The 15,947-nt window shown below is 58.6% G+C and carries 15 protein-coding genes and 1 tRNA gene; 6 read left to right on the top strand and 10 right to left on the bottom strand.

Annotated features, from left to right (window positions below):
• The first annotated feature begins 14 nt into the window (after positions 1–14).
• The 4 genes from RCI20_RS17335 to RCI20_RS17320 are packed head-to-tail and all read left to right on the top strand — an operon-like array spanning position 15 to position 3,405.
• Positions 15–1,133: an ABC transporter permease gene (locus RCI20_RS17335; protein WP_306607789.1), complete on the top strand. Its 1,119-nt coding sequence runs from the start codon at positions 15–17 to the stop codon at positions 1,131–1,133.
• A 1-nt stretch (position 1,134) separates the two neighbouring features.
• Positions 1,135–1,887, top strand: coding sequence for an ABC transporter ATP-binding protein (locus tag RCI20_RS17330; protein ID WP_306607788.1), 753 nt, complete (start codon positions 1,135–1,137; stop codon positions 1,885–1,887).
• Complete coding sequence (locus RCI20_RS17325; RefSeq protein WP_306607786.1) at positions 1,884–2,801, top strand: MlaD family protein; 918 nt, start codon at positions 1,884–1,886, stop codon at positions 2,799–2,801. Before RCI20_RS17330 ends, RCI20_RS17325 begins: the two co-directional genes overlap by 4 nt.
• Before the next feature lie 7 nt (positions 2,802–2,808).
• Entirely contained in the window at positions 2,809–3,405 is a 597-nt protein-coding gene (locus tag RCI20_RS17320; RefSeq protein WP_306607784.1) for a membrane integrity-associated transporter subunit PqiC, read from the top strand.
• A gap of 19 nt (positions 3,406–3,424) precedes the next feature.
• Here RCI20_RS17320 and RCI20_RS17315 read toward each other — a convergent pair whose 3' ends face one another.
• The 5 genes from RCI20_RS17315 to RCI20_RS17295 form a co-directional block, all read right to left on the bottom strand.
• Positions 3,425–5,749, bottom strand: a complete 2,325-nt coding sequence (locus tag RCI20_RS17315; RefSeq protein ID WP_306607782.1) for a response regulator — start codon at positions 5,747–5,749, stop codon at positions 3,425–3,427.
• Positions 5,746–6,861, bottom strand: coding sequence for an ABC transporter substrate-binding protein (locus tag RCI20_RS17310; RefSeq protein ID WP_306607780.1), 1,116 nt, complete (start codon positions 6,859–6,861; stop codon positions 5,746–5,748). The genes RCI20_RS17315 and RCI20_RS17310 overlap by 4 nt, the downstream gene beginning before the upstream one ends.
• A 139-nt stretch (positions 6,862–7,000) precedes the next feature.
• On the bottom strand, positions 7,001–7,846 hold the full coding sequence (locus RCI20_RS17305) for an alpha/beta hydrolase (RefSeq protein WP_306607777.1): 846 nt from the start codon (positions 7,844–7,846) through the stop codon (positions 7,001–7,003).
• 16 nt (positions 7,847–7,862) lie between these two features.
• Complete coding sequence (locus RCI20_RS17300) at positions 7,863–8,825, bottom strand: SLAC1 anion channel family protein (protein ID WP_306607775.1); 963 nt, start codon at positions 8,823–8,825, stop codon at positions 7,863–7,865.
• A 412-nt stretch (positions 8,826–9,237) separates the two neighbouring features.
• Positions 9,238–9,325, bottom strand: a tRNA-Ser gene (locus RCI20_RS17295).
• 129 nt (positions 9,326–9,454) lie between these two features.
• On the opposite strand from RCI20_RS17295, the gene mltF reads away from it, so the two are divergent.
• On the top strand, positions 9,455–10,756 hold the full coding sequence (mltF, locus tag RCI20_RS17290) for a membrane-bound lytic murein transglycosylase MltF (protein WP_306607772.1): 1,302 nt from the start codon (positions 9,455–9,457) through the stop codon (positions 10,754–10,756).
• A 3-nt stretch (positions 10,757–10,759) separates the two neighbouring features.
• On the opposite strand, the gene serS is transcribed toward mltF, so the two are convergent.
• Positions 10,760–12,040, bottom strand: a complete 1,281-nt coding sequence (gene serS / locus RCI20_RS17285; RefSeq protein ID WP_306607771.1) for a serine--tRNA ligase — start codon at positions 12,038–12,040, stop codon at positions 10,760–10,762.
• Positions 12,041–12,218: 178 nt separating this feature from the next.
• Between serS and RCI20_RS17280 the strand changes: the two genes are divergently transcribed.
• Positions 12,219–13,097: a M14 family zinc carboxypeptidase gene (locus RCI20_RS17280; protein WP_306607770.1), complete on the top strand. Its 879-nt coding sequence runs from the start codon at positions 12,219–12,221 to the stop codon at positions 13,095–13,097.
• Positions 13,098–13,141: 44 nt separating this feature from the next.
• Here RCI20_RS17280 and RCI20_RS17275 read toward each other — a convergent pair whose 3' ends face one another.
• The 4 genes from RCI20_RS17275 to RCI20_RS17260 form a co-directional block, all read right to left on the bottom strand.
• Positions 13,142–14,455: a replication-associated recombination protein A gene (locus RCI20_RS17275; protein WP_306607769.1), complete on the bottom strand. Its 1,314-nt coding sequence runs from the start codon at positions 14,453–14,455 to the stop codon at positions 13,142–13,144.
• Positions 14,456–14,459: 4 nt separating this feature from the next.
• Positions 14,460–14,789 (bottom strand): CcdB family protein, encoded by a 330-nt coding sequence (locus RCI20_RS17270; protein WP_306607768.1) that lies wholly within the window; start codon positions 14,787–14,789, stop codon positions 14,460–14,462.
• Positions 14,786–15,037 carry a type II toxin-antitoxin system CcdA family antitoxin gene (locus RCI20_RS17265; RefSeq protein ID WP_028995283.1) on the bottom strand — a complete coding sequence of 84 codons (252 nt, stop codon included), beginning with the start codon at positions 15,035–15,037 and terminating at the stop codon, positions 14,786–14,788. Before RCI20_RS17265 ends, RCI20_RS17270 begins: the two co-directional genes overlap by 4 nt.
• Positions 15,038–15,148: 111 nt before the next feature.
• On the bottom strand, positions 15,149–15,706 hold the full coding sequence (locus tag RCI20_RS17260; protein WP_306607767.1) for a phage integrase N-terminal SAM-like domain-containing protein: 558 nt from the start codon (positions 15,704–15,706) through the stop codon (positions 15,149–15,151).
• Between the last annotated feature and the right edge of the window lie 241 nt (positions 15,707–15,947).

Below are 15,947 nucleotides of genomic sequence, written 5' to 3'. Positions count from 1 at the left end.
CGGGAAACAATTTCATGACAGACAGGCCAGCCAGCGCTGAGTGCCAGGTCGACGCGAGCGTTGCAATATGCCGCCTCGCCGGCGACTGGCGGACCAGCCAAGTGCTCCCCGTCATGGATCAAACGAAAATCGGTGGCTGTACCGCGCTGTCATTCGATTGCCACGAACTCGGCGAGTGGGACAGCAGCCTGCTGGTTTTTGTACTGCAAATGACCAAAACGGCCGAGCAAAACAATTGCCGACTCGATACCGCCGGACTGCCGGCCGGCCTGGTCAGACTGCTGCAACTGGCCCGGGCCGTACCGGCCAAAGCGCAGACGGATGAAGTGCTGCACGAAGATGGCGTGCTGGAATATGTCGGCAATGTCACGCTGGCCACCTGGTGGCGGATACCCCAGAACCTCGCCTTCATCGGTGATCTGACCCAATCGCTGGGGCGCTTCGTGACCGGCAAAGCGCGCTATCAACGGGCCAATTTGCTGCTCTTCATCGAAGATGCCGGACCGCGCGCCCTGCCCATCGTCTCCTTGATCAGCTTCCTGGTCGGTACCATCCTTGCGTATATGGGCGCTGCCCAACTGACCCTGCTCGGCGCGCAGATCTATATTGCCGATTTGGTCGGTATCGGCATGGTGCGCGAAATTGCTGCGCTGATGACCGGCATCATCCTGGCCGGCCGCACCGGCGCCGCTTACGCAGCGCAACTCGGCACCATGCAGGTCAATGAGGAAATCGATGCGTTTCGTACCTTTGGTCTGCCGGTCTCCGATTTTCTGGTCTTGCCGCGCTTTCTCGCGCTGCTCGTCATGGCCCCGCTACTCACCCTGTACGCCGGGATCGTCGGCGTTGCCGCCGGTATGCTAATCGCGACTACGGTGTTCGACGTCGGTGCCTTCGCCTATTTCAACCAGACGGTCAAAGCCCTGACCCTGACCCACTTCGCCGTCGGCATGATCAAGGGTACCGTTTACGGCGCGCTGGTGGCGCTGGCCGGCTGCCTGTGCGGCATGCGCTGTGGCCGCAGCGCACAGGCCGTGGGTGATGCCACGACAGCCGCCGTGGTGCTGGGCATCCTGCTGATCACGATTGCTGCCTCGCTGTTAACCATGGTTTTCCAGCGCTTGGGTATTTGACATGAATACAGCGCCCCCGGTGATCGCAGTAGAAGAATTGACCATGCGCTACGGCGAACGCCTGATCCAGCGCGACCTGAGTTTTACGGTCAACCAGGGCGACATTTTCATCATCATGGGCGGCAGCGGCTGCGGTAAGAGCACCCTGCTGCGCCATCTGATCGGTCTGCAGGAACCGGCTAGCGGCAATGTGCGCTTTTCCGGCCAGGACCTGTGGCGCGGCGACGATGCCACACGCACGGCAATCCAGCGGCGTTGCGGCGTACTTTTCCAGAGCGGTGCCCTGTGGAGTTCGCTGACCTTGAGCGAAAACATCATGTTACCGATGACGGAAATCGCTGCTCTTAAGCCAGCCATCGCCCGCGAATTGGCGGCTGTCAAACTGGCATTGGTCGGGCTAGCCGGCTTCGAGGATTTTTACCCATCAGAAATCAGCGGCGGCATGAAAAAACGGGCCGCCCTGGCTCGCGCCATGGCTCTTGACCCAGACATTCTCTTTTTCGACGAACCCTCGGCTGGCCTCGACCCACTCAGTTCCGCCCATCTCGACGAGCTGATTCTCGAACTGCGGGCCAGCCTGGGCGCCACCATAGTCGTCGTCACGCATGAACTGGCCAGCATTTTCGCCATCGGCAACAATTCGCTCTTTCTCGATGCCGACAGCAAGACCATGATCGCTGGCGGCAATCCGAACACACTCGCCCTATCCGGCCCGGATACCGTGCGGGCCTTTCTCAACAGGGGAAAATCTTGAGCAGGAAAACGCATTCCGCCCTGATCGGCGGCTTTGTCCTCGGCGCACTCAGCCTGGCGCTGGCCGCAGTATTCCTGCTGGCCGGCGGCGATCTGTGGCAGAAAAAAACCCGTTACGTGATGTATTTCGAAGATTCGGTCTATGGTCTGAAAGTCGGCGCACCGGTCGTCTTTCGTGGCGTCACCATCGGTACGGTAAAACGCATTGGCATCGCCATGGACAGCGGCACCAAATCCTTTTTTGTCCCGGTCGAGGCCGAATTATTCCCCACCTCGGCCGCCGACCTGAGTGGACAGACGATTGAAATCAACAGCCTGGTTTCCGGGGCTGACTTTGTCAAAGAGGGCCTGCGCGCCCAACTCGCCATGCAAAGCCTGCTGACCGGGCAACTCTACGTCGACCTGGACTTCCATAGCGATGCACCGAATACCCTGCGTGGTCAAGGCAATACGCTGCTGCCGGAAATTCCAACCATTCCGACCCCGGTACAACAATTCAAACAACGCTTTGAACAGGTCGACTTTGAAAAACTGCTGCTCGATATTTCCGCAGTAGCCAGCGCCTTGCGCAGCAAAACCGAAAGCCGCGAACTCGAAGCAACCCTGCACTCACTGGCCAAGACGATGGCCAATCTGGAACGGCTAACCGGCCGGCTTGAACAGGGAACCGGTCCATTACTCAAGGATATTCACGGCGTACTGCAGGAAACCCGCCAGGCGATGACTACGGCGCAGGCAGCACTGCAGGAGATTTCCGGCGTCGCTACCGGACTGCGCGACGCGACGGCCGATAACTCGCTGCTGCAACAAAATATCCAGCGGGCACTCAAGGAAACGACGCGAGCTGCCACCGCCGTCCGACAGTTGTCCGAATCCATTGAACAGCGGCCGGAATCCCTGCTGCGTGGCAAGTGAGGTAATCATGTTGCGCTCCCCATTGGCTTTACTGCTTTCCGCGCTCCTGCTGGGTGCTTGTGCCACGGCCCCCGCCAGTCGCTTCTACCTGCTCGACCCCCTGGCTGTCGCGCCAACAGAAAAAACCGTCGCAACCGACTATCGGCTCGGCATTGGCACGATCAGCCTGCCCGATTATCTGAACCGCCAGCAACTGGTCATCCGTGGCGCTGGCGGCCGCCTGCTCATACGCGACGGCGAACGCTGGGGCGAGCCGCTGGAAGACAGCGTGCGCCGGGTTCTCGGCGAAAATCTCGGCCGACTGCTCGGGCCGGGCAAACTGGTATTTTTGCCCGCACCATCCGGCATCACGGTGAACAATCGCCTGCAACTGGAAATCACAGCTTTTGAAGCCAGTGCAGACAATGAAGTCCGTCTGAATGCCCGCTGGAGCCTGAGTCGGACCCAAGGGGTGAGCACGCTGCGCGAAAGCCGTATCGTGCTTGCCATGAAAGCAGATGACGCATCGGCAATGGTGACAGCAATGAATCAGGCTCTGCTGCAACTGGCGAGCGAAATTGCCGCAGAAAGTAGCGGCGTGGGCCAGTTGACCCAAACCCGATAAGGCGCCAATCAGCCCGCTGTCAGACCTGCAGCGAGCTTGCTCCTCTGTCTTCACGCGCCTGCTGTTCCGACAAACTGCTCAACAGGAGTTTCAGGAACACATCAGGATCGAGCGGTTTGGTGGTGAAGTGATTCATTCCCGCAGCCAGGCAACGCGCCTTGTCCTCGGCAAACGCGTTGGCGGTCATCGCAATGATCAACAAGTCAGCACCGCCCGGCTGGGCCCGAATACGGCGGGTCGCTTCCAGACCATCCATCCGGGGCATCTGCATATCCATGACGATCAGGTCGTAATGCTCGCGCCCGGCGAGGTCGACCGCCTGCTCACCATCTTCAGCCAGATCAACACAAAACCCGATGTCTTCCAGCAGGATATGGGCAATCTCTCGATTGATCGGCTCATCCTCGACCAGAAGAACACGACTCCCGCAGAATGAAGCACGGAGCGCCGCCTCAATATCGCTCAAGGCAAGCGACTCGTGAACCAACCAGGTATCAGCTTTCTTCAAGCGTGCGGTAAACCAGAAGCAACTGCCTCTGTTCAACTCACTATACACACCGGCCTCGCCCCCCATCGCCGCAGCAATTTTTGCGGTAATCGCCAAACCCAGTCCGGTCCCGCCGTATTTACGCGTCGTTGAACCATCGGCCTGCTCGAAGGCATTGAACAATCTCGCCTGGGCTTCGGGGGCGATGCCAATACCGGTATCGATGACTTCAAAACGCAGCAGGACCTCGTCCCCGTTTTCTTCCTGGACTTCGGCACGCAGGGTGACGCTGCCCTGTTCCGTGAACTTGACGGCGTTGGCGGCGTAATTAAGCAACCCCTGCTGCAGACGCGTCCGATCACCAAGCACGACGGCTGGCAAGGGCGGAAATTCGCAAGTCAGTTGCAAATGTTTCTCCAGCGCCCTTTCGTTCAGCATCGAGCGAACATTCTCGAACAGGCTACCGAGCGGAAAAGCCGTTTCCTCAAGCACCAGTTTCCCGGCCTCGATTTTCGACAGATCCAGCACCATGTTGATCACTTCCAGCAAGTGCTCGCCGGCCCCTTCCAGTTTGCTCAGGCGCTCGCTCTGATCCGGTGGCAATCCGGCCCGGCGCATGAGCAGAGCCATACCGCTGATGGCATTGAGCGGCGTCCGGATTTCATGGCTCATATTGGCCAGGAAAGTGCTCTTCGAACGACTTGCTTGCTCGGCGGCTTCCTTGGCCTGCGACAATGCGATGGTACGTTCATTGACCCGGGCCTCAAGTCCGGCGTTGAGTTCGCGCAACTCATGTTCTCGTTCAAGAATGGCACTGGCCATCCGGCCGATATCGGCCGACAGATGATTGAATTCCTTGATGCGTCCACGCGGCCATTGATCGACGACTTCGCCCAGCGCTACCTGATGCGCCTGATGCACGACTCCCGAGAGCGGACGCAGCAGGCGTGCGGCACCATAAACAGCCAACAGGACACCGATCAACAGCGAAGCCAGGAAGCCACCGCAAAACACCAGGATGGTCATGCGGATTTCCGGGTGCGCAAAGCCGGCAGGCTGACGTGCAATGAACGACCAGCCAAGCGCGGCCGAACGGGCCCCGCCAACGTAATATTGACTGCCGTCGAAGGCAAACTGGGTGGGGAGGCTTTCCCCATTCAGTACGGCCTTGAGGACTGGAGAGTTATAAAGATTCACCCCGCCGACACGGTTTGCCGATTCCGTATCGGCCAGCAGTTCACCGCGCTGATCAATGACCCAGATGGCACGTTGTTTGGCACCGGGGTTATGGTCAAGAATGGCCAGCAGATAGCTCAAGGGAATTTCCGCCAGCAGCACCTTCCCGCCGCTGACCGGAACAGCCAGTCCCACAGTGACCTGACCGCTTAGCGAAGACAGATACTTGTCACTCCAGGCCGGTCCGGCACGTTGTTTCACTTCACGGAAAAGCGGTGTCGCGGAAAGGTCGCTACCAAGCACCTCACTTTCCAGATGGCGGTACTCCGGCGTCAGGCCGGCGACGATCACCTCGCCAGCCGGCGACAACAGGTAAAGCGCCCGAAACACCTTGCCCCCGGCAACCGCCTGGCTGATCAGCCGTGCTGGAGACTCGCTATTGAGCAAGGCCGTAGCGACCAGCGCCAACTGCTCCTGTTGCGCCAGCATCTGCATTTCTATCCGGAAAGCCAGCTCGCGGGCATCACCTTCAGCGCGAGCACGAATCTCGCCTTCAAGTTGCGGAATACGGGTGAGCAAAAAGGTAGAACCAACGAACAGAAATGTCAGGATGGACGTAATGGCCAGCAATACGCCGAGATAGACATCCAGTCGCCATTCACGGGGCTGAGATTGTGTCATTGGATCTGGAACAGATCGCCGTTGCGGATTTCCGTAAAATAAACCTGGCGCGTCGCATCGCCATTGGCATCAAAACGGATTTCCTGCTGTACGCCCTGGTAGGGACCATATTTGAGCAGGGCTTGCTTCATGTCTTCACCCTGGCTGCGTTGCTTCATGGCGGCAAAAACGACATTGGCCGAATCGTAAGCCAGCAGGGAGAAAGAACCGAATTCCCGCTGAAAGCGGTTCTTGAACGCCTTGCGAAACTCCTGGTAAGCCGCCCTGGCATCATCCCGATTGTAGGCGTGGGTCATCAGCATGCCTTCGACGGCGCTGCCCCCCATTTCGCTAAGTGCTTCGGCCGAAGCCGCCCATTCGGATGAACTGAGCGGCAAACCAGGCGCCAGACGACGCGCCTGTTGGGCAAGACGCGCAGTATCGAGCGTACTGGCGACAAAAATCAGGGCATCCGGCTTTTTGACCAGCAAACGCTTGATCACATCGGAAAAACTGGTACTGGCAGCCGATTCGAAACCCGCTGAACCACTGACGCGCCCACCCAGCTTTTCAAACTCGCTGGCAAAGGCTTTTACCCAGGTATCCGAAAACGGCAGGTTCGATGCATCGAAGGCCAGCCCGACATGGCGTGGCCCGCGCTCGAACAGTACCTTGGCGTGCTGAATGGCGGCTTCTCTGGTCGTGCAATTGACCCGGAAAAAATTGTCGTCCTTGCCATGAAAATCGGTCGAGGCGACTGTCGGACTGATGAAAGTCTGCCCCGCCCTATCCATCAACGGCAGGACTACTGCAGCCATCGAACTGGTCACCGGACCGATGATGATGTCCGGACGCAAGGCTATCAACTCCTGCGCCGCCTTGGCCGCCATGGCTTTATCCTGACCATCGTCGCGCACGAGCAATTCGATTTTTCGCCCGTTGATGCCCCCAGCCAGATTTTGTTGCTCGACCGCCAGGATGACCCCGTTGCGGACACTTTCGCCAAAATCGGAACCACGATCAGAGAGGCCGGCCAGCAAACCAATCCTGATCGGCTCGGCAGGACTACAAGATGACAGGAAAACGGCCAGGCCAATTGCATGGAGAATCAACCAAGACTTATGCGTAGCCAAGCGCATCTCCTAACTATTCGATTATTTTTGCCAAGATGTCACTTTTAACATAAAAACCGACAGCTTTGCCAGATATGCCTCAAGCACAGAGGCAAAGCATGCGACTGGAAATTGCCGCAGGCTTCTACCGCTGAAACGATCATTGCATTGAGTAACGCAAAAAATCCAGCAAGTCTGTGATCCGCTGTTCGAGATCATCAAATTGCTCATGGTCACCAGGCACGATTAGCAGGCGAACTTGTTCTCCTGTTCGATTGGCATGAATTTCACGCGCGTCTTCAACAGGAACAGTTCTGTCATCCTCTGCATGAACCAAGAGGGTAGGACAACTCACCCGTTTGATCGTGTTGCGAGGCGCGATTTCCTCAAAACGATGAGCAATCACGTGCTGGACGTAAGCAAGAATATATGCTCCCAATGGCCAGAACGGGATGCCTTTGGCGCTCAACCAGCGGCGCATCATGCTGGCGGGATGAGAGAACGCCGATAAGCTGATCACGGCGCGAATATCCTGGCAACGCGATGCCACCAGCAAGGCAGCGCCAGCACCTACCGAATGCCCGATCAATCCAATGCGCAAGGGATCGACTTCTGCTTGCAAGCGCAACCAGGCGATGGCGCACTCAATATCTTCGGCAAAGCGTGGCAAAGACGAAAAATCATCGCCATCGCTTCGCCCGTGGTTTCTTGCCTCAAAAAACAGTAGACCGTAACCGGCCGCATGCAAGGGCCGCGCGAGCGGCAGCATCATCTCGGCATTACTTCCCCAGCCATGCAGGATGACCAGACAAGGGGCGCCGGGGAGACTCGGAATAAACCAGCCGAAAAGCTTCTTCTGGCGCACCGTCGGAATGCTGACTACATGCCATGGCAGCTCCTCCGGAGTAGCCTCCCCGGCAATTCTCGGTGCAGCCAGACCGCGCCTGATCAGCAGGTTGAGGGCGAAGAGGGCGACGCACAACAATATCGCCAAGCTGGCGAACATTGTCATGTTCTGCCGATCAATGACCAGCCACGCAGATTTCGTGCCGAAGCACAGCCCGGATCGTACGCCAGATCAACAAGACAACCAGCAGACTCAACAGACCAATCAGCGCCCCGCCAAGCAAAACATAGACAAGCTGCTCGGTGGCCTTGGCCATCAGGAATGTGGCAATCGTCATTGCGGCCAACGGAAAGGAATAGGCCCACCAGGACAGGAAAAACTGAATCCGTCGAAAATGGTTGACCTGGCTGAACAAAACGAGAGTAAACACCAAGGCAATCGAATAGAGGATGCGGCCAAAGGCATCCAAGCCTCCCGTCAGGTTGAACCAGGAAATGAAACCCACGGCAGGTGGTGCAATGAAGATGAATAATGTCGGCAACAACCGTTCCGGCAAGGCTGAATGGAAAATCAAGCGATAGAAGATAATGGCTGTCAGGACCGGCCAGAAAAACAAGCCCAAACTGAAGAAGAACCAGGAAACATCCGCTGTTGTATGAAGCATCCCGGCAATCGGCACCAGAATATTGCCAACCACGGGGATGAACCAAGCCGGGTTCAAGTGCGTAATCTCATATTGCGTGTGATGTATCCAGGACGAAAAGACATATAGCGTGATGCCCAGATGCACGCTCGCCCCCAGCGACCACAACCAGAATGAGAAATCCGGAGCAGATTGCATATAGGCAATCGAAAGCAGGATCAGGCTGATCGAAAAGGTCGGCACAAAAGCCAGTTTCACCGGATGCCTGATTTCGGCCATCACCTCGGCCGGATATTTGACCATTTTGGTTGCGTAGATGACGGTCAATACGATGAACCACAAGGTAGTCAGACCGAGCAATACTGAACTGACGCAAAAACCCGGATCAAAAAAATGCTCGGCACGATTCCAGGCAATCGACAAACCGGCCATCCCCATCACCGTGGAAAACCAGGAAACAGGAAAGTGCTTTAGGCGGGAGTTTTCTTGATCCACTTTTTTACTCGAGAATTGACTGTGCATTCTCGACTCGACCCTGATGCACAGCGCGGATTATATTAGATAATTCTAATATACAAACTCCAAACAGTCAATGACGATCAAACAGCACAACCATAGATCAAAATGACGCCAGGCTCCTCGTCCGATCAGAGCATCATCTACATGCCGGTGCCGTGAAAATCGATATATCTCAGGTAAAATTTACCGAGAAAAGCATCAGTTGCTTCGTGAATTGGTTTCAGGCTAAAACCCAACGTCGAGCCAATCGAAGAATAATGGTCGTTTATAACCGCTTAAATCAGCGCAACCGAGGCAAACATGCCATGACACACCTGATGGCATGCTTAACCTGAAAAAGGCAGAAACAAAAAAACCCTTGATCATCAAGGGTTCATTTTTTGTCGCTTGGCGGAGAGGGTGGGATTCGAACCCACGGTACCTTGCAGTACGCCTGATTTCGAATCAGGTACATTCGACCACTCTGCCACCTCTCCGCAGCGGCCGATATAATAGCACAAGAGATGCGCGAGATTAAGAGTCTATTTTCGTTAATTGTTATTCTTTTCGTCACCGCCTGCGGAGACGGAGGACCGCTGCCCTTCCCGACCCCAGGCAAACAGGACTTGATCGTCGTGACCCGCGCCGGGCCTCTCACTTACATGGCCGATGACACGGCAAGCGCCAACGGCCTGGAGCACGATCTGACCACGGCCTTTGCCGAAGAATTGGGCGTCGGGGTCAAATACCAGGTCGTGCCGCCCAATGAACTCGAGGAAAAAATTGCAGGAGGAGCGTACCACCTGGCAGCCGCCTGGTTGTCACCGGTATATGAAAACATTCTGGCCAGCCCGCCCCTGTTCAACACACGGGACATCCTTGTACAGCATGAAGCCTCCCTGCCGCTGACCCACCTCGATCAACTTACCGGCAAAACCATTCACGCCATGGCGGGCTCAAGGCAAGCCGCCACCGTACGCAAACTGATCGAGACGATTCCCGACCTGAAACTGGTCGAAGTCGAACAGGGCGACATCCTGGATCTGCTCGACTCGCTCGGCAAACCGCCGGTCAATTACGTCGTGATGGATGCCCGCATGGAAGAACTGGCCAACCAGTTCGTTCCCAGCTTGCGTAGCAGCCTGACACTGGGAGAAAGCGCGCCGATTGTCTGGCTGCTAGGCGCACACCCCAATCCGGAGTTGAAAGCCAGGGCCGAGGCATTCATCAAGCGCATTCATCAGGATGGCACGCTGGCGCGAATCGAGGAACGTTACTTCGGCCATGTACGCCGACTGACCCAGCCGGATATCGAAAAATTTCTCGGCGAAATCGAAAAAACCCTGCCCAAGCTGCGCAAGCATTTTCATTCCGCCGAGCAAATCAGCGGCATCGACTGGAGACTACTGGCCGCGCTGGCCTATCAGGAATCCCACTGGGATTCGTTCGCCACCAGCTATACCAATGTACGCGGTTTGATGATGTTGACCGAAGAAACGGCCGACCGGCTGGGCGTCAGCAACCGGCTGGATGCCCGTGAAAGCATTCTGGGCGGCGCGCGCTACGTCAACATCCTGAAAGACATGTTACCGGCAGAAGTTCAGGAACCCGACCGGACCTGGCTGGCGCTGGCCGGCTACAACATCGGCCCCGGCCACCTGAACGCGGCGCGGAGCATAGCCCGGCAATTGAATGTCGACGCCAACACCTGGTACGACATGAAGCGCGTCCTGCCGCTGCTGGCCAAACCGAAGTATTACAGCCGCCTGAAATCCGGCCGGGCCAGAGGTGGCGAAGCGGTGATCCTGGTCGAAAACATCCGCAGCTATTACGACATCCTGACGCGCAACGAACCGCCACAACCGCCATTTACCGCCAAGGTGGAAGGCACGCCCGGCAAGATGCCGGGCATCAAACTGAAACGCTGAAACTCAGGCGCTGAGTTTTTCCACACCACCCATGTACGGGCGCAGCACGGCTGGAATGGTCACGCTGCCGTCGTCATTCTGGAAATTCTCCAGGATGGCGACCAGCGTCCGCCCCACGGCCAGACCCGAACCATTCAGCGTGTGACAAAGCTCCGGCTTGTTCTTGTCGTTGCGGAAACGCGCCTGCATGCGTCGTGCCTGGAAAGCGCCGAAGTTCGAGCAGGAAGAAATTTCGCGATAGGTGTTCTGCGCCGGCAGCCAGACTTCCAGATCGTAGGTCTTGGCGGCAGAGAAACCCATGTCGCCGGTGCACAGCGCCATGCGGCGATACGGCAATTCCAGTTTTTCCAGGATGACTTCAGCCTGACGCGTCAGTTCCTCATGCGCTTCGGCCGACTTTTCCGGATGCACGATCTGCACCAATTCCACCTTGTCGAACTGATGCTGGCGGATCATGCCGCGCACGTCGCGCCCGCCGGAACCGGCTTCGGAACGGAAACACGGCGTGTGGCTGACGAATTTCAAAGGCAGGCTTTCGGCCGCCAGAATTTCATCGCGCACAATGTTGGTCACCGGCACTTCGGCGGTCGGAATCAGGTACAGCGGGTCTTGCTCGCCGCGCAGCACCTTGAACAGGTCTTCCTCGAACTTCGGCAACTGGCCGGTGCCGTTCAGGCTGGCCGCATTGACCAGATACGGCACATAAACCTCGGTATAGCCGTGTTCGGCGGTATGCGTGTCGAGCATGAACTGGGCGAGTGCACGGTGCAAACGCGCCAGACCGCCCTTGAGCAGCGAGAAGCGCGAACCGGAAATCTTGGCGGCGGTGGCGAAATCGAGCTGGCCGATGGCCTCGCCGACGTCGGTGTGATCCTTGACAGGGAAATCGAAAACGCGCGGCGTACCCCAGCGCTTGATTTCAACATTACCCGCTTCGTCTTCGCCCACCGGCACCGACTCGTCCGGGATGTTCGGCAGTGCCGCCAGGATGGCGTTGAACTTCTCCAGCAATTCGCCGAGACGGGCTTCGGACGCCTTCAACTCGTCGCCAAGTGCGCCGACCTGCGCCATCACTTCTGACGCATCCTCGCCCTTGCCCTTCAACATGCCGATCTGCTTGGACAGGCTGTTGCGCTGCGCCTGCAGTTCCTGGGTCCGCGTCTGCAAGGTTTTGCGCTCGGTTTCCAGAGCCGTGAATTCCGTAAAGTCGATGGGCTTGCCGCGCTTGGCCAGGCCTTCCGCCACGGCGTCGAGGTTGGAGCGAAGTTGTTGGATATCGAGCATGTTTTTTCCTGTTTTCTTGCGACCAAGGAAACCAAGGCTGGCCCCGCGGTCGACCGCAGTTTTTGAGCAAAAACCACCGTGTTTCATCAAGCGCGGGATTATACGCGAGGCCGGAAAACTCGGGACCGGAACGGCTACCCGGTTATCATCGCGTTTTGCCTGCACTCACCGACTTCCCATGTTCCGCTTTTCGCCCACCTTCCCGCCCCTCTCCACCGCTGGCTTGTGCGCCGCCCTGCTTCTTGCCCTGCCCGCCTTCGCCAACCCGGCCACAGATGCCATCACCGATGCCTGGTGCAAAGACCTCGATCAGCGCCTGCACAGTGTTTCGGTCGAAAGCTGCCGCGCCCGGCAGTTCCTTGCCACCGACGAACGGACCAGCGGCGGCCGTGCGCTGGTCCTGCGCGACATTCCGGCAAGCGGCAAGCACGCTACCAAGGCGCCGCGCGTGCTGGTCATCGGCGGTATTCACGGCGACGAACTGACCTCGATCTCCACGGTTTTCCGCTGGCTGGAGTGGATGCACGAAACTGAACCCGCCAAATACAACTGGCGCGTCATCCCGCTAGCCAACCCGGATGGCCTGCTGGTTCGTCCATCGACACGGGTTAACGGTCGCGGCGTGGACCTCAACCGCAATTTCCCGACGCCCGACTGGAACAGCGACGCGCACAAATACTGGACCGAACGCACCGGCCGCGATCCGCGCCGCAACCCCGGCGACAGCCCCGGTTCGGAAATCGAGACGCGCTGGCTGGAAAAGCAACTGGATGAATTCAAGCCGGATGTGATCATCAGCGTGCACGCCCCGTACAATCTGCTCGATTACGACGGCCCGGCACCGAAACCGCTGCGCTTCGGCCGCCTGGCGCTCAACCGGCTGGGCGTTTACCCCGGCTCGCTCGGCAACTACGGCGGCCTGCACAAGAGCGTGCCGGTGGTCACCATCGAACTGCCGCACGCCACGATGATGCCGGCGATGCGAGATCAGCGCGCCATGTGGCTGGACATGCTCGGCTGGATGGGCCAGAACATCAAGGCTGGCAAGAAACACTGAAATACTGCGGTCGACCGCAGTATTTCCGGCAAAACCCCGGCCGGCTATTTCTTGCCGGCCTTGCGATCCAAGGCCCGCAGATGGGCGAGTTTCTCGCCGATCTTGCCTTCCAGCCCACGCGGCGTCGGCTCATACCAGCCGGGTTCCGGCATGCCGTCCGGCAGATAGCTTTCGCCGGCGGCGTAGGCTTCCGGCTCGTCGTGCGCATAGCGGTAGGCCTTGCCGTGGCCGAGTTCCTTCATCAGCTTGGTCGGCGCGTTGCGCAAATGGATCGGGACCGGCCGCGAACCGTCCTGCTTCACGAAGGCGCGCGCCGCGTTGTAGGCGTTGTAGCCGGCATTCGACTTGGCGGCCACCGCCAGATAAGTCACCGCCTGCGCCAGCGCCAGCTCGCCTTCCGGTGAGCCAAGCCGCTCGTAGGTTTCGGCCGCGTCGTTGGCGATCTGCATCGCCCGCGGATCGGCCAGGCCGATGTCTTCCCAGGCCATGCGGATGATCCGCCGCGCCAGATAGCGCGGATCGGCACCGCCGTCGAGCATGCGGCAGAACCAGTAAAGCGCGCCGTCCGGGCTGGAACCGCGCACCGACTTGTGCAGCGCCGAAATCTGGTCGTAGAAGGCGTCGCCGCCCTTGTCGAAACGGCGCAGGCTCTGCGCCATGGTTTCTTCGATAAAAGCGCCGTCGACCGTAGAAATATCTGCCGTCCGGGCCGCCGTCCGCACCTGTTCGAGCAGGTTAAGCAGCCGCCGCGCATCGCCATCGGCCAAGCCGATCAAGCGCGTCCTCGCCTCGCCGGCAAACGACAGATCCGCCAGCGCCCGTTCGCACGCCCGGTCGAACAAAGCCCCCATCTCGGCCTCATCGAGCGACTTCAGCACATAGACCGAAGCGCGCGACAAGAGCGCCGAATTCAGCTCGAACGATGGATTTTCCGTCGTCGCACCGATGAAGGTCAGCAGCCCGCTCTCGACGAAAGGCAGAAAGCCATCCTGCTGCGCCTTGTTGAAACGGTGGATTTCATCGACGAACAGGATGGTCCGCCGCCCCTGCGTCTTCCACATCTCGGCCTGCGCCACCGCCTCGCGCACCTCCTTGATCCCGGAAAACACCGCCGACAGCGCAATGAACTCGCACTGGAACTGCGTCGCCATCATTCGCGCCAGCGTGGTCTTGCCCACTCCCGGCGGCCCCCACAGGATCATCGAATGCGGCTGCCCAGACGCAAACGCCAGGCGCAGCGGCTTGCCCGGCCCGAGCAGATGCTGCTGGCCGATCACCTCGTCCGGCGTCTGCGGGCGCAACTGTTCGGCCAGCGGCGCGGAACGGTCGACTTCGTTGGAGGAAAACAAATCGCTCATGAACTTAACCCCAGGCACGCGAAAAAACTTCGTCCAGCGCAGCAACGATGGCCTCGCCCTCGGCAGCCAGCGACGTAACGCGCGGTCCGAGCGCATCAAGCGGCACCGAAACGATTTCCAGCGGATTCAGGATCACCTTGCGCCCCTCGACGAAAAACTCCGGCGTCACCCGCGACGCCGGCAAACTCACCTGCTGCTGCGCCAGATCGCTGGCCACCAGCGGCACCACGACCCGGCGTCGACGCTCGTCGAAGACCGCCGACTGCACGACCACGACAAAGGGAATCAGCACCGCGTGCCGCCCGGCGTTGCGATGCACGTCGAACTGGCTCATAGCGTCGAATGCTCGTCGGCAAACGAACCGTTCAGCGCCTCCAGGCGGTTCCACGCCTCGGCCACCGCCGCGTAATGCTGGCGCTGCTCGTCGCGGCGCAGGCGCTCGCGCTCGACGAACTCGGCCAGCAAAGCATCGACCGTGGCCGACAGATTGGCGGTGTACTGCCGCGCCCGCTCGACGTTGCCTTCATTGAGCAACAAATTGACCGGGCGCTTGGCTGGCGAGGTTTGGGGCATGGATTTCATCAGGCAATCTCCTCTGCGCATGGTATGCGCAGCAAACAGAAAAATCCACTCAGCGCACTGCATCCAGCGGCGACACCGGCTTGCTCAACCCCGCCATCCCAGCCGCCAGCTTCATTGCCCGCTGCAGGGATTTTTCATGCGCATGGTGGCGCCGCTCGATGCCACTTCGCGGATCAGAATTTCCCGGCGCAAAAAATCAACGTCCTTGATCCGCAGACGCAAGCACTCCATCAAACGCATCCCCGTGCCATAGAGCAAACGCCCCATCAGTGCATGCTCAGGCCGGATCGCATCAAGCAGGCGTGCCACTTCATCCACATGAAGCCCCGTCGGCAGACGTGCCGGCTTCTTCGGACGAACGAGATCATCCAGCCACGGCAACTCGATTTCCAGAACCTGTTTATACAGAAACAACAAGGCCGAAAGCGCCTGTTGCTGGGTTGCCGCCGCAACATCGCGCTCGCTCGCCAGGTACGAGAGATAGGCAGAAACCTCACGCACCCCAAGCTCACGCGGATGTCGCATTCCGCAATGACGAATGAAACGAAAAACCCAATGGACATATGCCTGCTCGATACGTAAACTGTAGTGCCGAACGCGTATTGCAGCCCGAACCTGATCGAGCAGACGCAAAGGCGACACATCGGAATTGAGACTGTCCGGTTTCACGGGAGAACAAATACTGTATGGATAAACAGTTATACACCCTGAACCCGGAAATGACAAGGGCAAAACCATGTCCGGTCCGCCAGCTTATCGGACAGAGGTCCAGCTTATTGGACACTTCTGTCGTCTACTAATGAAATGGACTCCCCCTCCCATCTAGCGGGACACTGAGGGTATTGCAGCCAAGGGGCTGTGAGCCAGCCAAGGAGGTGTGCCATGAAAGTTGTCCGTATCGGTCTTGATA

This window comes from Azonexus sp., from assembly GCF_030824335.1.
GTDB lineage: Bacteria > Pseudomonadota > Gammaproteobacteria > Burkholderiales > Rhodocyclaceae > Azonexus.
Note: the sequence above shows the minus strand (reverse complement) of the source record. Positions and strands in the feature narration are given on the sequence as shown.